At 46.7% G+C, this 18,623-nt stretch carries 19 protein-coding genes; 5 read left to right on the top strand and 14 right to left on the bottom strand.

Going from position 1 to position 18,623, the window contains the following annotated elements; all coding sequences use genetic code 11:
* Positions 1 to 123 precede the first annotated feature (123 nt).
* Positions 124 to 2,442 carry a Tex family protein gene (locus B853_RS00530; protein WP_038883403.1) on the top strand — a complete coding sequence of 773 codons (2,319 nt, stop codon included), beginning with the start codon at positions 124 to 126 and terminating at the stop codon, positions 2,440 to 2,442.
* A 105-nt stretch (positions 2,443 to 2,547) separates the two neighbouring features.
* On the opposite strand, the gene B853_RS00525 is transcribed toward B853_RS00530, so the two are convergent.
* Together B853_RS00525 and bioH are read right to left on the bottom strand one after the other, a co-directional pair.
* Positions 2,548 to 3,012: a hypothetical protein gene (locus B853_RS00525; protein ID WP_038883402.1), complete on the bottom strand. Its 465-nt coding sequence runs from the start codon at positions 3,010 to 3,012 to the stop codon at positions 2,548 to 2,550.
* Between the two features lie 127 nt (positions 3,013 to 3,139).
* A complete protein-coding gene (gene bioH / locus B853_RS00520) occupies positions 3,140 to 3,910 on the bottom strand; it encodes a pimeloyl-ACP methyl ester esterase BioH (protein ID WP_038883400.1) in 771 nt (256 codons plus the stop codon).
* Between the two features lie 79 nt (positions 3,911 to 3,989).
* Between bioH and B853_RS00515 the strand changes: the two genes are divergently transcribed.
* The 4 genes from B853_RS00515 to cysQ all read left to right on the top strand — a co-directional run bounded on the left by B853_RS00515 (position 3,990) and on the right by cysQ (position 6,986).
* On the top strand, positions 3,990 to 4,712 hold the full coding sequence (locus B853_RS00515) for an amidophosphoribosyltransferase (protein ID WP_038883398.1): 723 nt from the start codon (positions 3,990 to 3,992) through the stop codon (positions 4,710 to 4,712).
* Between the two features lie 97 nt (positions 4,713 to 4,809).
* Positions 4,810 to 5,394, top strand: coding sequence for a Fe-S biogenesis protein NfuA (nfuA, locus tag B853_RS00510; protein ID WP_010445007.1), 585 nt, complete (start codon positions 4,810 to 4,812; stop codon positions 5,392 to 5,394).
* A gap of 151 nt (positions 5,395 to 5,545) precedes the next feature.
* Positions 5,546 to 6,115 carry an ADP compounds hydrolase NudE gene (gene nudE, locus B853_RS00505; protein WP_010445006.1) on the top strand — a complete coding sequence of 190 codons (570 nt, stop codon included), beginning with the start codon at positions 5,546 to 5,548 and terminating at the stop codon, positions 6,113 to 6,115.
* Between the two features lie 43 nt (positions 6,116 to 6,158).
* Positions 6,159 to 6,986, top strand: coding sequence for a 3'(2'),5'-bisphosphate nucleotidase CysQ (gene cysQ / locus B853_RS00500; protein ID WP_038883396.1), 828 nt, complete (start codon positions 6,159 to 6,161; stop codon positions 6,984 to 6,986).
* 289 nt (positions 6,987 to 7,275) lie between these two features.
* Here cysQ and B853_RS00495 read toward each other — a convergent pair whose 3' ends face one another.
* Genes B853_RS00495 through gspC form a run of 12 tightly spaced genes read right to left on the bottom strand, consistent with a single transcriptional unit; the run spans position 7,276 to position 18,587 of the window.
* On the bottom strand, positions 7,276 to 8,037 hold the full coding sequence (locus tag B853_RS00495) for a type II secretion system protein N (protein ID WP_038883394.1): 762 nt from the start codon (positions 8,035 to 8,037) through the stop codon (positions 7,276 to 7,278).
* A 1-nt stretch (position 8,038) separates the two neighbouring features.
* Positions 8,039 to 8,530 carry a type II secretion system protein M gene (locus B853_RS00490; protein ID WP_045386204.1) on the bottom strand — a complete coding sequence of 164 codons (492 nt, stop codon included), beginning with the start codon at positions 8,528 to 8,530 and terminating at the stop codon, positions 8,039 to 8,041.
* A 7-nt stretch (positions 8,531 to 8,537) separates the two neighbouring features.
* A complete protein-coding gene (gspL, locus tag B853_RS00485) occupies positions 8,538 to 9,737 on the bottom strand; it encodes a type II secretion system protein GspL (RefSeq protein ID WP_038884249.1) in 1,200 nt (399 codons plus the stop codon).
* Positions 9,706 to 10,716 carry a type II secretion system minor pseudopilin GspK gene (gene gspK, locus B853_RS00480; RefSeq protein WP_010444994.1) on the bottom strand — a complete coding sequence of 337 codons (1,011 nt, stop codon included), beginning with the start codon at positions 10,714 to 10,716 and terminating at the stop codon, positions 9,706 to 9,708. Before gspK ends, gspL begins: the two co-directional genes overlap by 32 nt.
* Complete coding sequence (gene gspJ, locus B853_RS00475) at positions 10,709 to 11,386, bottom strand: type II secretion system minor pseudopilin GspJ (RefSeq protein WP_038884248.1); 678 nt, start codon at positions 11,384 to 11,386, stop codon at positions 10,709 to 10,711. The genes gspK and gspJ overlap by 8 nt, the downstream gene beginning before the upstream one ends.
* A complete protein-coding gene (gene gspI, locus B853_RS00470; protein ID WP_045386198.1) occupies positions 11,373 to 11,768 on the bottom strand; it encodes a type II secretion system minor pseudopilin GspI in 396 nt (131 codons plus the stop codon). Before gspI ends, gspJ begins: the two co-directional genes overlap by 14 nt.
* Positions 11,749 to 12,348 carry a GspH/FimT family pseudopilin gene (locus tag B853_RS00465; RefSeq protein WP_038884247.1) on the bottom strand — a complete coding sequence of 200 codons (600 nt, stop codon included), beginning with the start codon at positions 12,346 to 12,348 and terminating at the stop codon, positions 11,749 to 11,751. The genes gspI and B853_RS00465 overlap by 20 nt, the downstream gene beginning before the upstream one ends.
* Before the next feature lie 31 nt (positions 12,349 to 12,379).
* Positions 12,380 to 12,823, bottom strand: a complete 444-nt coding sequence (gene gspG, locus B853_RS00460; protein ID WP_010444986.1) for a type II secretion system major pseudopilin GspG — start codon at positions 12,821 to 12,823, stop codon at positions 12,380 to 12,382.
* Positions 12,824 to 12,883: 60 nt separating this feature from the next.
* Positions 12,884 to 14,104 carry a type II secretion system inner membrane protein GspF gene (gene gspF, locus B853_RS00455; RefSeq protein ID WP_038884246.1) on the bottom strand — a complete coding sequence of 407 codons (1,221 nt, stop codon included), beginning with the start codon at positions 14,102 to 14,104 and terminating at the stop codon, positions 12,884 to 12,886.
* On the bottom strand, positions 14,104 to 15,603 hold the full coding sequence (gene gspE, locus B853_RS00450; protein WP_038884244.1) for a type II secretion system ATPase GspE: 1,500 nt from the start codon (positions 15,601 to 15,603) through the stop codon (positions 14,104 to 14,106). The genes gspF and gspE overlap by 1 nt, the downstream gene beginning before the upstream one ends.
* Positions 15,603 to 17,627, bottom strand: coding sequence for a type II secretion system secretin GspD (gspD, locus tag B853_RS00445; protein WP_038884243.1), 2,025 nt, complete (start codon positions 17,625 to 17,627; stop codon positions 15,603 to 15,605). The genes gspE and gspD overlap by 1 nt, the downstream gene beginning before the upstream one ends.
* Positions 17,628 to 17,663: 36 nt before the next feature.
* A complete protein-coding gene (gene gspC / locus B853_RS00440) occupies positions 17,664 to 18,587 on the bottom strand; it encodes a type II secretion system protein GspC (protein WP_038884241.1) in 924 nt (307 codons plus the stop codon).
* Positions 18,588 to 18,623: the final 36 nt, after the last annotated feature.

The raw sequence follows: 18,623 nt of genomic DNA, 5'->3' as shown, positions 1-18,623 counted from the left end.
ACCAATGTCCACCGACGCTCAGTAAATTTTTGAGTTACTAGTTTAAAACATTGCAAATTCCATGAATGACCCCAATGTTCTATACACAACCAATACCCAAACAGAATTAAAGAGAATACACGGATGAGCCAAGCTATCTGTCGCATGATTGCTCAAGAGCTGAATGTTCGCCCTGAGCAAGTCAATGCCGCTGTAACCCTTATCGATGACGGTAACACAGTCCCATTTATTGCTCGTTACCGTAAAGAGGTGACGGGCGGCCTTGATGATACCCAACTGCGTACTCTAGACAGCCGTCTGTCTTACCTTCGTGAACTGGACGATCGCCGTCAAACCATCCTGAAATCGATCCAAGAACAAGGCAAACTCACGCCAGAACTCGAACAAGAGATCACTCAGGCAGACAGCAAGACTCGTCTTGAAGACTTGTACTTACCTTACAAACCAAAGCGTCGCACCAAAGGTCAGATCGCGATTGAAGCCGGTCTTGAGCCACTTGCAGACCAGCTTTGGAATCATCCGCAAACTGAGCCAGAAAGCGAAGCAAGCAAATACCTTGATGCAGACAAAGGCGTGGCAGACACCAAAGCCGCACTGGATGGCGCGCGCGCGATCATCATGGAACGCATCGCTGAAGACGCGAACCTGCTAGAGAAAATTCGTGGCCACCTAAACCGCAATGCGGAAATGGGCGCTCGCGTCGTTGAAGGCAAAGAGCAAGAAGGTGAGAAGTTTAAAGACTACTTCAACCACAACGAACCACTAAGCAAAGTACCATCACACCGTGCGTTGGCGATGCTGCGTGGTCGCAATGAAGGCTTCCTGACATTGGCAATGAATGCCGATCCAGAGCAAGAAGAAGGCGTACGTCAGTCTTACTGCGAAACCATTATTGCTGACCACTACGGCGTGACACTCAGCAGCGCACCGGCGGATGCATGGCGCAAGCAAGTGATCAGCTGGTCATGGCGTATCAAAGTATCGATGCACATGGAAACCGAGCTAATGGGCGCAATGAAAGAGCGCGCAGAAATCGAAGCGATCGAAGTATTCGCCACTAACTTAAAAGACTTGTTGATGGCAGCACCGGCAGGCCCTCGTGCAACACTTGGCCTCGATCCGGGTCTGCGCACAGGCTCGAAGATCGCTATTGTCGATCCGACTGGTAAAGTGCTTGCAACCGAAACCATCTACCCTCACCCACCACAAAAGCAATACGACAAGTCAGCGCAAATCGTTGATCAGTTGGTGCGCAAGTACAACGTCGATTTGATTGCGATCGGTAACGGCACGGCTTCACGTGAAACCGACAGCTTTGTCGCAGACGTCATCAAACGTGGCAACTTGAAAGTTCAGAAAATCATCGTGAGTGAAGCGGGTGCATCGGTTTACTCAGCGTCTGAGCTTGCAGCAAAAGAATTCCCAAATATGGACGTGTCTCTGCGTGGTGCGGTGTCGATTGCCCGTCGTCTACAAGACCCGCTAGCGGAACTAGTGAAAATTGATCCTAAGTCGATCGGCGTGGGTCAGTATCAGCACGATGTTAGCCAATCTATGCTGGCAAAACGCCTAGATGCGATTGTGGAAGACTGTGTAAACGCGGTCGGTGTTGATGTGAACACCGCCTCAGCGGCACTACTGACGCGCGTAGCGGGCTTGTCGAGCACCATCGCGCAGAATATTGTCGACTTCCGTGATGAAAACGGTCGTTTCGAAGCACGTACAACCTTGAAGAAAGTACCTCGTTTGGGTCCTAAGGCGTTCGAGCAGTGTGCGGGCTTCCTACGAATCATGGATGGTAAGAACCCACTTGATGCGTCTGCGGTTCACCCAGAAGCGTACCCAGTGGTAAAAGCAATCTCGGAGAAGAACAACAAAGACATCAAAGCACTGATTGGTGATTCAAGCTTCCTAAAAGGTCTACATGCGGTGGATTACACCGACGATAACTTCGGTGTGCCAACCATTACCGACATCATTAAAGAGCTAGATAAACCGGGTCGTGACCCACGTCCAGAATTCAAAACGGCGACGTTTGCAGAAGGCGTGAACTCAGTTTCTGACTTAGAGCCGGGCATGATTCTAGAAGGCGTAGTATCGAACGTAGCAAACTTTGGTGCCTTCGTTGATATCGGCGTTCACCAAGATGGTCTCGTACACATCTCAGCACTGACAGACCGCTTTGTGTCTGATCCACGTGAAGTGGTGAAAGCGGGCGACATCGTCAAAGTGAAAGTGATGGAAGTCGACGTACAACGCAAGCGTATCGCTCTATCCATGCGTTTGAACGATGAACCTGGCCAAGACAATCGCAGCCAACGTTCCGCTGCGCCGCGTCGTAATGACCAGCCACAACGTCGCCAGCCTCGCCGTGATGATGCAGCCTCAAACAACGCAATGGGTGGTGCATTTGCAGCCGCGTTTGCTAAAGCGAAAAAGTAATCTCGCCTAGGCCTCCACCGCTAACGAACTCTCACAGCGAAAAAGAAAACGCTCCAATCAGTCAGCCTGCTTGGAGCGTTTTTGTTTGAATAGGATATTGAGTCGTCATAATACTGCTATCACTTCTGACGGTGTATGGGGCGCAACCGAATGACCATAATGAAACTTGATCACCTTCCTGCGTTTTTCCATTAATCCTTCTTTGACCGCAGCATCCAAAATGCGCTTAGGCAAGCGGAATCGAATCGCGTAACTCTTTCCTTGGCTGTTACTATAAGTACTCAGTGCGAGAAGGTCGAAAAGTCGCGCTAAGGCATCTTTCGGTTCCTCATGATATTGAGTATCAACCTCTGTCTCCATTTCATAATCGGGATGCTCGGAAGGATCCCAAGAAGACTGACGTCGCCTTTTATCATCACTTTTGACTTTTCTTTCAGCGTTGGTTTTCGCTAAAGCGACCGTTGGTGCAACAGGTTCACGAACTTTATTATCTCGTGCAGCCTGCTCCGTCTGCACATTCACGGATGGGGCGATCAGTGGCACACTCACAGTGGTCGGTGACACAATCATTGCGAATCCTCCTCAAAGAATCGCCCAAACTCGCCAATTCAGCCAAAACACAAAAATGACACCTTGCGCTTTAGCAACTTCTTTATCGACCAATTTTTATACAACTTTAGCAACTTGTTGCATCCAATTATCGTTCAGTGACAAATTCAATAAGCTGATCGCAAAAAGACTTCGATTCCGTCATAAAGGGAGCATGAGATGATTGAGCAAAAATATATTGCTTCGAGTCCGGCATAACCTCTTGTAGATCGTGCGCTACTTTGATCGGAACCAACCCATCTAAACGACCGTACAAACGCAATACAGGCATTGCTAATTGCGCAAGCTGATCGCGCAAATCGACATCCGCCAAAATATTTAAGCCTACCAGCAAAGAGTCTGGATTTGGTTGAGGTCGAGACAGCACGGCTTGTTTAAGTTGCCTAACATCTTGACGAGCAGAAGGGCTACCCATCGCCTGTAACGCCATAAAACGCTCAATCGTTTGTGAGAAGTCTTCCATTAACTGTTCAGTAAACGCACTCAGCACATTAGGTTGAATGCCACGCCATGGACGTTGTGCCGCGAACTTAGGCGAGCTTGCTACCGTAATTAACTTATTCACTCTGTCTGGCGCATTCAATGCCACATGCGTAGCCACTAATCCACCTAATGACCATCCGAGCCACACCGCCTTTTCTGGTGCGCCTTGAAGTACCATTTCTGCTATCTCAGCGAGATCTTGCGCATGACTGCTTGCACTATGTCCATAGCCGGGTAAGTCCACAACATGCAATGTAAACTGAGACTGAAGCGCTTCTACCGTTTGCTGCCAAACCGCGCCATTCATGCCCCAGCCATGAAGCAATACTAAATCCGGCCCTTGGCCAAACGACTGCCAGTGCAATTTCGTGCTCATGCTCTCAACCTCTCCTACTAATTTGAACGGATAACCATTTCAATGCTGATAAGCTAGTTTTCTCACTAAAGGAAACTGTATGTTATCTCATCACTGGCAAAACATCATGTTTCGCCTTCTCGGTAGCCAATGTGCACTTTGCCAGTTCCCGCTCGAAAGTGGGCAACCTTCCATTCTGCGTTGGTGTTCCAGCTGTACTGAACTACTACAACCTCAGCCAAGGTGTTTGCGCTGCGGACTCCAACTTCACTCTACAGATTCAGAGCAGGTATTAGTCTGCGGCGCTTGTTTAGCGGATCCACCACCCTGGCAAAAACTCTACACCTTAGGTGATTACAGCTTCCCACTGGCTGGGGAAATTCAGCGGTTTAAAGATCGCCGTGAATTATGGCAAGTGTCGGGGCTTTGCCATCAACTTGCAGAGCAAATCTCGGACCCTGCCCCACTATTGACAAGCGTCCCCATTCATTGGAAACGCTACCTCACCAGGGGCTTCAATCAAAGTGCAATCTTAACGCGCTACCTTGCACAAAACTTATCGCAAGCACACGATACTCAACTTTTTAGCAAAGTGCGTTATACCCGCTCGCAACGACACTACCGAAAACAGCTTAGAAAAGAGAATCTCGCTCATGCCTTTAAGCTAAATCGAATCCCAGAACAAAAACACATCGCCATTGTTGATGATGTGGTTACCACAGGCAGTACGGTCCGACAATTATGTCAATTACTACTTGAAGTTGGGGTCGAAAGAATTGATATTTACTGCATCTGCCGAACTCCTGTTCCAAATACGATCTAGAACGCTTTGCCATGCCTTAGTAGCAAAAATACTAGACCGTTACGCTAACAAGAGTAAAATAGCAGCAATAGCCTACAAAATTACTCAGGTATTCGTCGTGTCAAATATTACTATTACAGAAACAGCGCAAACACATTTCGCTAACCTTTTGGGCCAACAGCCTGAAGGTACTAACATTCGAGTGTTCGTCGTTAATCCAGGAACACAAAACGCTGAATGCGGCGTATCTTACTGCCCACCTGAAGCGGTTGAAGGTACTGACACTGAAATCCCTTACAGCGGTTTCTCTGCATTCGTTGACGAGCTAAGCTTACCGTTCCTTGAAGATGCTGAAATCGACTTCGTGACAGACAAGATGGGTTCACAACTGACCCTTAAAGCGCCTAACGCCAAAATGCGCAAAGTGTCTGACGACGCACCGCTTGTAGAGCGTGTTGAGTATGTCATTCAAACTCAAGTGAACCCACAGCTAGCAGGTCACGGTGGCCACGTAAACCTAGTTGAAATCACAGAAGATGGTATTGCTATCGTCGCATTTGGTGGTGGCTGTAATGGCTGTTCAATGGTTGATGTCACTCTAAAAGAGGGCATCGAAAAAGAACTGCTAAACCAATTTGTTGGTGAACTAACAGCAGTTCGTGATGCGACTGAACACGATCGCGGTGATCACTCTTACTACTGAGCTAATTTAAGCTAAGTAAAAGTAAATTAGGGAGGCGTTTGCTTCCCTTTTTTATTATTGACGTTTTATCAAACTAGAAACTCAAGCGTTCTTTTCATATATTAGGAAATCTCACTGACTCAGTGAGCAACCGACACAAAGGAGCCAGCGCATGTCGAAACGGACCCCACCAGAGATACTCTCTTGTCAGACGGTCGCACAATCTAAGCTGTTTGCCGTGGAAGCCCTCGACCTTCGCTTCTCCAATGGTGAGCTTCGCACTTATGAGCGTATGAAGCCAAGTGGCCGTGATGCCGTGATGGTTGTCCCGGTGACTGAGCAAGGAGACTTGCTCCTTGTTCGAGAATTCGCAGCTGGCACCGAACGCTACGAACTGGGCTTTCCGAAAGGATTGATTGACCCCGGAGAAACGCCACACCAAGCCGCAGATCGAGAGCTCAAAGAAGAAATCGGTTTTGGTTCGAACATTCTCACACCATTAAAGCAAGTCATCCTTGCTCCTTCTTACTTCTCAAGCAAGATGACTTTGTTCTTGGGACAAGGTTTATACCCTGAAAGACAACAAGGTGACGAGCCAGAACCATTAGAGGTAGTTCGCTGGCCGCTAGCACAAGCAGAAGAGTTACTTACTCACCTCGACTTTTGTGAGGCACGTAGTATCACTGCACTGATGTTGGCACTAAAGCACTTACCAAACACCACTCACAACCAAAATCAATAAGGCCAACCAGCCGCGCAATAATTGTGAGAAAGGACTATTACTTATGCCAATGACAAAAGATCTATCACATTTACTTCCACAAGTTATCGAGATCGCTCGCAGTGCGGGTCAACTGATTCTCGATATCTACGAAAACAAGCAATATGAAGCGTATACCAAAAGCGACGAAACCCCAGTCACTAGTGCCGACATTGCTGCTCATAAACTGATTACGAAGCAATTGAGTGAGCTAACACCCGATATCCCGGTACTTTCAGAAGAAGCGGCAGATATCAGTTTAGAACAGCGAGCGAAATGGGATCGATACTGGCTCGTCGATCCACTTGATGGCACGCAAGAGTTCATCGCTCGCAGTGGCGACTTTGCGACCATCATTGCACTGATCGACAACAACAAACCAACCATGGGTGTGGTTTATGGTCCTGTTTCTGGTGTCACTTACTATGCCTACAGCGGCAAGGGAGCATGGAAAACTCCTGACATGTCTGAAAGCGTGAAGATTCAGACTCACAAGCACGAAAGCCCGGGGCAAAACATCGCTATCGCCATCAGTCGTCGTCAAGATATCAACCGTATTACTGGTCGCATGAGCAGCGCTTGGAACTATGACTTGATCCCACTCGGTTCTGCCGCGCTTAAAGCGTGTCTTGTTGCTGAAGGCGCTGTGGACTGTTACTTACGTCTAGGTCCAACTGGCGAGTGGGATACTGCTGCTACGCAGTGCATTGTGGAAGAAGCGGGCGGACGTATTCTCAGCACACAACTTGAGCCGCTGTCTTACAATGAGCGCGAGACGTTGGAGAATCCAAACTTCATCGTACTGGGTGACGCGGATTTACCTTGGGACGAGATTCTACAGCGCAAGGATTGATCACAATCCAACCTTCATTACTAGGTTTCAAAAAGGCCACGAATCGACTTCGTGGCCTTTCTTTTTGCCTCTTGTACAGCGACAGGAGCATTTAGCCTACGATAACCCAAATGCTCTCTTAGCTGTACGCATCAATACTATTAAGTTAAAAATCATAATCTTATATAAGCAGCCAATCATCTACTGAATTTCTTGTACAGCGAATGGAGGGTTTGGCCTACTATGATCCAAAAGCAAAAAGAGCTGCACAGTGGCAGCTCTTTGATGACGCTATGAATTCCAAGTTTGGCTAAAAGCGCCCTTGATAATTAAACTCGTATTGACCTTGAGCATTTGGATTACCTAGCCACTTAAGCTGCTCACCCATGCTCGATGGAAATTCCGCACCAGGTTTGAACCAAGCTTTAGTTGAATAGCGCTGATTTGGCATTAGCTCAGCAGAAAACGCTGCTGATACTTGCTTACTCTTCTGGTCACCAGATGCTGATAGCACGCTGTCTTTGCAACTCAGATCGGCAATCACAGGACCAAGCTCAAGGCTGCCTAGCGGGCTTTGAATACCACTTGCATTCCAAACTAACGTACCTTCGCCAGTCTTACACCAAGGAGCCGTATACGTCGCATGGCGAATATTCAGCTCAAGTTGGCCATCTACGCTCACAGGTACAGGAAGGCGCGTCTGCTCAACGACCTTTGCTGCAGGAATTGAAGCCACAAGATTTTCGGCATACGGACCGCTCGTTAGGCTATAACCAACCAAACCACGACCACGTACATCCATATCGCTACCACGACCAAAACGTACAGCAAACTCAGCTTTACCTGTAAATAAGCCCGATAGTTGAAAATCCCAGTTAACTTCACCTAAGTTTTGGCGCTGCCAATACACGGAAGAGGCTTTACCCTGCCACACGGTGCCCTGAGCGTTTTGAATATCCAGCCCTCTCACCTGAGGTACCTGTTGCAGAACCCAAGATACAGGCAACCCTGCAACTAAACTAAATGAGAAAAAGGCAACAAATATAAAGACGTAAAGAAGTACTCGCTTCACCCTAACCTCGCTTAAACTGCAATCGATTGACATCAATCATACCGGCTTGCTCGGTACGATCGATATCCAAAAACTCCACTTCAATACCCTGTTGTTCTTTTAGGTAACGGAGCCAATCCACGAATTGATTAAACGCAAGTGGTTTAATCCACACTTGCACACTTTCATTTCGTGGCTGGACTCGAATCAGCTCAACCTTATAACGACGAGCAGAAGAAGAGACAATCTGGTTCAGTGGTTGAGTGGAATAGCTTACACCGCCACTTCTACGTAAAGCAGTAATATCATCGGCTTTATCTTCGACCCAACTAAGCAACTGTTTTTCAGTTTGAATTCGAGATTGAGCTAACTCGGCTCTTTGGGTGATAGGTTGCAATATCCCCCAGTAGATAAGCCCGATGGTCACCAAAGCACCGCACCCCAGCACTAACCGTTGCTCACGTTGCGAGATGCCACTCCACCAAGCCTGAATCGACATGATTAAATTTTTCATCCTGACCTCACAAACGCTTCAATACAAAGCTGCCCATCACAACATTATCACTGCGATTGAGCTGCCCTTGTTCTACATTGAATTTTTCTGACAACTTCACTCTTGCTTGTTCGAATGGTTGGAAATCAGAGCTTCGAGCTTGAATTCTTACTTCACCTCGATTGCCATCATATTTAAAGCTTGTGATCTCTAAATCTTTTACTTGCCCCAATGTAGACGGCAGCGCAGCTAGCCACGCCATCATGGCCTCACCACCAGCACCACCTGATAAGCGACGCTCTTCATCGTTCATTTGACGCTTTAAGTAACTCACGGTTGGTATGCGCTTTTTACCGGGGAAGACTTGTCGGAAGATACGTTCACTTTCAGCGCGATAGGCTTGGGCTTGCGCTTCATACTTGTGTACAGTAAAGAGCTGTTGAGCCACCAAGACCACCAGCAGAACTCCAGCTGCCACCGCTGTTTTTTGCCATACTTTCCAGTGCTTACCCCATGATGATTTGGGCTTGAACTCCCCAACCAGTACGTTGACATTGCTTTGCACACTGCCTTTTGCTAACAAGGCCATTGGCATTTCAACTGGCTTTGCCACCCATACATCAGGTACGTTGTTATCTGGGATAGTACTGTAGCTTTCGAGTTTCCATTCTGTTTGCTCTTGCCCATAGGCAGAAAGATAAAGATCAAGCCATGCGCTATCTACGGCAGCACCGTGGTATTCGTTATGACGAATCAACCATTGCTCTCCCAGTGATAGAGCCGTACTGTGCTCACTGACTGGCAGTGCCAAGACATCAGGAAGGATACGTTTGATAGTCAAACCTTGGCTAGCAAAACGCTGCAAAATGGTATGAATCCAAGCGCGCTCCACAGCGCAAACATGAGCGCTATTCGCTTGCTTCTCTAAAACAGTAAAGTGCAGACTATCTACATCCTGTGCCACTTCGTCTTCAACCAAGTAAGGCAGCATACTATCAAACTGACGTGCAGCTCCCGGAGGAATATCCACCTCGGTCAGCACGACATCGCTAGCAGCAAGTAGTGCAATGATCTGACGTTGCTCTGCGTAAGCCGCCAATTCATCTAAGTGTTCCCAACCAGCTAACTCTCCACTGGCGATCACTTCCTGCTGTTGTGTAGACCATACCACCCAAGGTATGGTGCTTTGTTGTTCGCTACTCAGCCGAACGGTCAGAAACTCGCTCACTGATCCCTCCAAAACGACGGCGGACAACCGTCACTGTTTCTCGATTCGTACTTTGCAAAAGACTGCGGATTCGCACACGCGATTCATCCACTAAGACCTGAGCATCCAATTCAAAATAAGCACTATCTACACCCAGATAGCCTTTTGCTTTCTTCTTAATATCACCGCTGACGCCTGTCAGTTCAGACTCAGCCAAAAAATCATCAATACTGTCCCACCCATCGAACGGTCGCTTCTCTATCAGTTGTACAGCTTCACTGCTGCTCAAACCCGGAGAAAACATCGCAACCAATATCGGCGCTTGCTCAACTTCAATGGTATTCACGTTCAGTCGCCAATCGTCTGTCGGTATCGCACAAACCATCGGCGCAACATTTTGATATATCTCGCCACTTACTTGGTAAATTGAGCGTAGTTCGCTACTGTCGGCCATCAATCCATTGGGTGGCAAATAAGCAGGGTTCATACTTTCATAAGTGCTATCTTCAACCCCGGCAGTCGAACGTACCGAAGTGTCACTGTCAACATACTCCCATGTAGAGTCTGCGATCACCTCAGCTTGATAGGGCTCAACATTCGCTTCTTCCAAGAGTTTCAACCACGTTTGTACTAAGTATGGCCGAGCGGTTGGATCATTCGTTGGTTGAACACTAGCGAGAGCATTAAGGTTAAAGCACGCCTGTTTATCAACGATTCTTCCCGCAGCTTGCCCATAATCCAACGGATAAATTTGATCTTTTATTGCCCATGGTTGGCTCAAATTGATGGTGTCACTGTCTTTGTAACTCTGCTCTATACCAATTTTAGCTAACGCTTCTACACCTAGACTGTACCAATAGGCTTGCTGGTAGTTTATTTGATTAGTTGCGCGCTGAAACTGCAAAAACAACCGTTCAGACATACTGGCAGCAACCGTCGCCATGATTGCTAGAAGCATCAATACAATAATTAAAGCAACACCACGCTGACGATTAGCCATTGTTGTTGCCTCCTGATTCACTCTTCTCTCCCGATTGGAATTCACCATCTGGAGTAAGATACGTTCGGCTGATCTCACCATAATCCTTTAGCGTCAGCACAACAGACACCGCTTTGGGTAGCGAATCGGCGGAATCCCAGTCTTTTTTCCACTGTTTACCGTCATAAAATCGGAGGTTGAACTCTTCAACCTCTGTCAGCAAAGGCGTCACAATACCTTGTTGAGCCACTGGTGTATCAGGATAGCGCCACCACACTCGCTGAAGAACGTTATCTTTAATCCGATAGCCGACTTTTGTCACTTCACCACGCGGAAACTGCTGTTGCGGGTTATGCCAACCTAAACGAGTAAACATGACGCCTTTGGCGTCGGAATCTAATAAGTAGTCTGACCAAAAAATCAGCTGTTTTGCTGGCTCTTCATCATTCGTGCGACTGTGTCTGATGGCCATTTGGCGAAAGTCATTATCCATCATGACCATCGCTCGTTGCAGCTCATTAAGACGTTGGATCTTTTCTTGCGATAAAACGTCACTGCGCTGAACCTGGCTAACCACTTGGTATGCAGCAACACTTAAACTGGCAAAAATAGCAATGGATACCAACACCTCAATTAAGGTGAAACCTTTATGGCGAGTGGTTCGCCTCGCCGTGTATTTACTTGTCCACATAACTTCGTACCGTTACGATTGGACTGGCGCTTTTTTCTACCGCAACACTGACATCAAATGCTTTCAGCAATGGCTGCGTTGTCGCAACTGGCGTCACTTTCCAATACCACGTTCGACCGGCAAGTTCTTCGGTGCCCTTTTTCGCTTTCAACGCACTGCTGTCTAACATTACGTTGGCCATTTGGTTATCAACAACCATTGCTGCAAACATTTTTTCTTCTAAATAACTGACGGTATTAATGTGTTGGCTGACTGAGCGAATGACACTGATTGCTGCCGTTGCAAAAATGGCTAATGCAACCAATACCTCTAGTAAAGTCATGCCTCTAGCTCGGTGATGCGATATCCCCATAATGCTTGCTCTAGAAGATCGCATTGTCATCCTCTTCCACCTCGTCACCAGGAGCGTATAGTTTTATTTCCCCAGTTTCTTTACCAATAACACGCCAACCGTCATTCTCTGCATCACCGTCTTGTGGATAAAATGACAACGTGAAAGGGGTTAGCTCGGCACTGGAAAAGACAAACACTTGTGGTGGCTTCTCTTTCTTCTTTTCCTCTTCATCAGCAAACATATCTTCATCAAATAATGAACCCGGCTCAAATAAGCGGTCATCTTTATCCCAAGCACCACCGCCTAATTCAAGTTGGATTGCGATTCCATCTTCCAACTTGGTACTACTTGGAATCTGCTTCAACTCCAAAGGTTGCCAGCCATCCTCAGTTAGGTTTAATAAAGCATAGGTTGATTTTGCGTCATCAACGCGAACGCCAAAGTCTTTACCACTCAACACGGCTTCTTCATTTAGCAATTGCACTCGCTGATAAAAGCTTTGTGCGTATTGTTTGGATAAATCTTTCTGACTGGTAGGTAAAGTAGTAATAACCGCCACAGCGGTAAGAGATAACAAAACCAGCACCAATAGAATTTCTATTAATGTAAAACCGAGGTGTTTTTGCATTCGCTTCATCAGTGCTGGTTTAAGCTAGGGCTTATTGGAAATCTTGCATGTTCCAGTTGCCAATATCAGCAGCTGGACCTTCACCACCCTCTTGACCATCTGCACCTAACGTGAAGATATCAATGGTGCCATTGTCACCAGGGCTTAGGTACTGGTACTCGTTACCCCATGGGTCATTTGGTAGACGCTTGATGTAACCACCATCACGGTAGTTGCGAGGCTCTGGGTTAGACGGCTTAGAAACTAATGCTTCCAAACCTTGATCCGTTGTTGGGTAAACGCTGTTATCCAACTTGTACATGTCTAATGCGTTTTCTAATGCCACGATGTCGGTAATCGCTTTTTGTTGATCGGCTTTCTCTTTATTACCTAGCAAGTTAGGCACAACAAAGCTTGCCAAAATACCCAAAATAACAACAACAACCATCACTTCTAACAGCGTAAAGCCCTGTTGTTTACTACGTTTCATTTTCATTATTTTCTCCGAAAGTTAGATTCAAGCCATTGTCACTATAGACAAGCCTTGACCCAGAATTTATCCACTCATTAAGTTATTCATTTCAAGCATTGGCATCAATGTCGCCATAACAATAAACAGTACGAGTCCTGCCATCAAAGCAATCAGGGCTGGCGTAAAGATGCCTAATGCAATATTGACCGTCGATTCAAAGTTTTGATCTTGGTTATCCGCTGCACGAGTCAACATACTCTCCAACTCACCACTTTGCTCACCACTGGCAATCATATGCAGCATCATTGGCGGGAATAAACGAGTTTGATCTAAGGCTTTACGTAAGCTGGCGCCTTCACGCACATTGTCTGCGGCTAATAAGACTTGCTGCTTCACAAAGCGGTTTGACATTACGTCAACAGCCACTCTCATACCCTCTAAGATAGGGATGGCACTAGATGTACAGATAGATAATGTACGAGCAAAACGAGCCGTGTTGAGCCCTTTCGAAATTTTTCCAAGCAAAGGTAAGCTAAGGATTTTTCGATCCCATGCTAGGCGGAAGTTAGGTTTTTGTAGTGCTAATTTTAAACCGTAGAATAACACCACCAGCACGACAAAAATCACTAGCCCCCACTCTTGAACAAACTCACTGGCAGCCAGCAAAATTTGTGTAGACTGAGGTAACTCTTGTCCCATCTGAATAATTGGTTCAATAATCTTTGGCACCACTGTTGCCAGTAGGAAGGAGACAATACCGACAGCAAATACCACCAACACCACAGGGTAAATCATGGCTTGCATCAGCTTAGAACGCATTTTCTGACGATTTTCTACGTAATCAGCCAAGCGTTCTAGAACCGTATCGAGATGACCAGACTTTTCACCTGCGGCCACCATTGAGCGAAATAGCTCATCAAAGATATGTGGATAATCAGCCAAGCTGTCCGCCAACGGATAGCCTTCCGTTACTTTAGAGCGCACAGCAGCGATCATGGTGCGAATACGAGGCTTTTCTGCTTGTTCAGATACCGCTTTTAAACACTCTTCCAGTGGCATACCAGACTGAACCAATGTCGAAAGCTGACGCGTGATAAGCGCAAGCTCTGCGGTTTTAATACTACGTTTGAACCCACCGGAAGCGCCTGAAGACTTAGCAGCTTTCGCTTTAGCTTCAACGACTTCAATCGGCACCATTCCTTGTTCTTTCAAACGCTGACGGACTTGGCGAGCGTTGTCACCTTCAATAGTGCCTTTCTTTCGCTTCCCCGTCGCATCGAGTGCTTTGTACTCAAAAGCCGCCATTACGCTTCCTTAGTCACCCGCATCACTTCCTCTAGAGAGGTGATACCACGGCGCACTTTGCTCAAACCATCACTGCGAATGCTTGGCGTATGTGAACGAATCATTTTTTCAATTTCTTGTTCACCCGCTTCGCGATGAATCAATTCTTGAACGTTCTCATCCAGCATCAAGAGTTCATGAATACCAGTACGGCCGCGATAGCCTTTTTGGTTACAGGTTTCACACCCTTTCGCGCGATGCAATGTCAGTGAGTCATGCTCTGTTAAACCAAATAACTTCTTCTGTTCATTGTCGGCTTCATAAGGTTCTTTACAGTCTTGGCAAAGTGTTCTTACCAAACGCTGAGCAAGGACACCTAGCAATGAAGAAGATATTAAGAATGGCTCGATACCCATATCACGCAGACGCGTTATCGCGCCAACCGCGGTATTGGTGTGCAGAGTCGACATAACCAAGTGGCCAGTCAAAGACGCTTGAACCGCTATCTGTGCGGTTTCTAAGTCACGAATCTCACCAACCATTACAACGTCCGGGTCTTGACGAAGAATCGCACGTAGACCACGAGCAAACGTCATATCAACTTTCGGGTTCACTTGCGTCTGGCCGATACCATCAATATCAAATTCGATCGGATCTTCTACAGTAAGGATGTTGCGTTCGTTGCTGTTGATCTCTTGTAAGCCAGCATACAAGGTTGTTGATTTACCTGAACCTGTTGGACCAGTAACCAAAATAATGCCGTGCGGACGACCAATCAGATGACGGAAGTTATCATGAACAGAAGGCGTCATGCCCAAGCTGTGTAAGTCTAGACGAGTCGCGTTCTTATCTAACAAACGCATTACCACTCGCTCACCATGCGATGAAGGCATGGTAGAAACACGAACATCGACAGCTCGGCCACCAATACGCAGAGAAATACGACCATCCTGTGGCACGCGCTTTTCTGCAATATCCAGTTTTGCCATTACTTTTACACGAGACACAAGTAATGGCGCGAGTTTACGACTTGGAGCTAAGACTTCACGCAAGACACCATCTACCCGAAAACGGATAGACAATGTTTTTTCAAACGTTTCGATGTGAATATCTGATGCCCCTTCTTTGATTGCCTCGCCAAGCATGGCGTTGATCAACTTAATAATGGGCGCATCATCTTCCGACTCAAGCAAGTCTTCATTTTGCGGCAGCTCTTCAGCTAATGAGAAGAAGTCATCATCGGCACCAATGTCTTCCATCAGTTGACGCGCTTCTGAAGAGTCACGTTGATAAGCTTCAGTCAGTTTTTTGTCGAACGCCTCTTTATCAAGGGGCTGAGGGACAAATGCATGTTTCAGCACGCGTCTAACTTCAACCAAAGCCGCTGCATTAAGCGGCTCTACGTAATACAGCACTGGAGGGCGCTCAGGGTGTTCTGTCTCCAATACCAGTTTAAAGCGGTTAGCAAAACTGAATGGCAGACGACGCAAGCTTGGCGCGGTGTCTAGCATATCAACCATTACTTCACTTCCATTTGATCGATAAAGGCTTGGATTTCAGGCGCCAATTGACGTTCATGGCCAAACTCAGGCATTACCGGAATCTTAGAATCTTCCATCAACTTCAGGCCTTCTTGCGCTTTGTATAGCTGCTCAGCACGGATAAAGTTGTACTTACGCTGGGTAATACCATCTGCGGTCATGCCATCACGAATAATCGTTGGCTTGATGAAAACCATCAGATTACGCTTTTCAGTTTGAGTACTGGTTGACTTAAATAAGTGACCAATCACTGGAATGTCACCCAGTAGTGGCACTTTAGATTCACTTTCTAATGCGCGCTCATCAACCAAACCACCAAGAACTAGCATTTGACCATCTTGAATAATGACCGACGTGTTTAGCTGACGTTTAGCAAAGCGAACATCTACTGCACCATTTGCGCCCAGTACATTTGATACTTCTTGTTCAATGTTCAACTGAACAGAATCGCCTTCGTTGATCTGTGGTACCACTTTTAGCTTGATACCGACCTCTTTACGGTCAACCGTTTGGAATGGGTTATCGTTATTCGAGCCAGCAGTTGAACCAGTAATAACCGGAACTTCTTCACCAACGATGAATGACGCTTCACCGTTATCCATAACAGTAATGCTTGGAGAAGATAGAATGTTTGAGTTTGAGTCAGAAGCAACGGCACTAATTAACGCTGTCCAGTCGCCCATTACGATGCTCATCGCAGCGCCGTTCACTCCACCTAGAGCTTTAGCTAGCGTTGTATAATCACCTTGCTCGGTAGTGGTCTCGTTACGTAGGAAGTCACCATCACTATCATAAACCGCTTTTGTGGTTGTGGTGTCTTTCGCTTCTTCTAAGCCAACCATGACCTGACCAATCGGAGCACCAGTGTTGCCATACTGAATCATCGCACCCGTTTCTAGCGAGCCCCACTGAACACCTAAGTTAATGCCATCACCTTCGGACATCTCTACAATAAGTGCTTCAATCAGGACTTGAGCACGACGAATATCCAGTTGAGAAATCACGTCTTGGAGTGCCATCATGATATCTGGCGGCGCCGTCAGCACTAGAGAGTTGGTCGCTTCATGGGCAGCAATCACCACTTCACCACGCTTGGCAGAAGAGGCACCTTTTTGACCCGCTTGTTTTTCCGCTTGCAGGTTATCAGATACGCCTTTCAGTACATCCACCAAATCTTCCGCTTTAGCATACTTAAGGTAAACCACACGGTTGTTGCCTTTGGTTGCCATTTCTACGTCAAGTTGGCGAATCAAACGTTTCAGACGCGCGCGGACTTTAGGGTCACCAGAAATCAGAATCGAGTTAGTACGCTCATCCGCTACGATTTTTGGCTCTAGGAACTCTGGCGTGCTCTTTTGATTAGTCGTTTTATTCAATGCTTCAACGATACGTACCATCTCAGCTGCTGAAGCATTACGTAGTTCTACCAGCTCAATTTCTTTATCACCCGCTTGGTCAACACGCTTAATGATTTCAGCAAGACGGTTTACGACCGCAGCACGTCCTGTGATCAAAATGATATTCGCAGGGTCGTAATGAACCACGTTACCAGCACCAGCGTTGTCGATCAGCTGACGAAGCAAAGGAGACAGCTCACGTACAGACACATTACGTACCGCAACAACACGTGTAATCACACTGTCGCCTTTGGCACTCGCATCGCCGAGTACAGGAATAGCCGATGTTTTAGAGTCTTTCGCTTTGATAACTTTTAATACGCCATTGTCCATTTCCACAACTGCGTAACCGTACACTTCAAGTACGTTAAGAAAGAAGCTGTAATATTGCTCTTCATTCAGTACATCGTAGCTGCGTACGTCGATCTTACCGCGCACCGATGGATCAACAATAATGGTCTTCTCTAGATTTCGACCAACAATGTTAATGAACTCTTGAATGTCCGTGCCTTTGAAGCTCGCGCTAAAATCATTCGCGATTGCGCCTGGGGTGCAGAGTAGGCTGCCAGCAAGTAGCCACGCGCTTTTGCTTAACCAATGTTTCACGTATGTCTCCCTGAACTTACGCTTAGTGCCTAAGTATTAAAATTGGATATAGATGTCGTACTGTTGGCCATCTCGCTCAACAGTTAAGTTCAATTCTTGCAGGTTACTCATTTCCTGAGCGAGTTTTGCTAGTGAAGAAGGATCACGTAAGTCGATACCATTTAGCTCCACAGCAATATCACCTGCTTGCAAACCTACATCATTAAATAAAGAAGCTTCACGCCCTGGTGAAACGCGATAGCCGATCGTACTGCCATCCTTCTTGACTTCTGAAATGCTGATGTAGTTAAAAACTCGTTTAGGGTCACGTGCAATCTCAGCACGGATCTGATCCAGCTTCTCTTCAGAAACAGAAGCCTTTTCAACATTACTTTTTGCCACGGGTCTTGATTGTGCGCTCTGGGAGAGCTTCTTGTACTCAACCCCTTCAAGCATCAAGGTTTCATCTCGTCCTTGGTTATCGATAATCACACGATCTACCAAGACAGCTTTTAATTTCGCTCGAGTACCTTCAATTTCCTCACCAATACCATAAGTCGCTTGCTTACCACGATTGGCAATAACCGCGAGGCTGGTATTCGCATTCGAACTTGCCACAGCACCTACCAAGGTAAGGTTCAAACGCGTTTTAGGGGCGTCTTTTACGATCGGTTGCTCAACCACAACGGGCTTTTGCTCATTGTACTTTCCAAATAGGTTGGCATTTTGGATCGCTGAGAAGTCGATGGCATCAGATTTATTGGTACTGACCGAAGAACTAGAAGATGGCTGCCATTTAGCAATGCCAGAGGATTGAGGCATTGCAAGCCAAACCAATTGACCTAATACCCACCCGATCATTGCAATCAATATGCACGTTGCTACCAAACTGAGTTTAGATTGAATAGCGAGATTGTTGGACTTAATCCGAGCCAATAGCGGGCTACTCAACAATCCAGCATTTAGCTCCAAACGCTTCACTTAATAAATTCCTTTATTGTTACGCTCGCCGATGAA

Origin of the sequence: Vibrio rotiferianus CAIM 577 = LMG 21460 (genome assembly GCF_002741985.1) — a bacterium.
Lineage (GTDB): Bacteria > Pseudomonadota > Gammaproteobacteria > Enterobacterales > Vibrionaceae > Vibrio > Vibrio rotiferianus.
The sequence above is the reverse complement of the archived record's forward strand: the minus strand, read 5'-3'. Positions and strand labels throughout refer to the sequence as shown.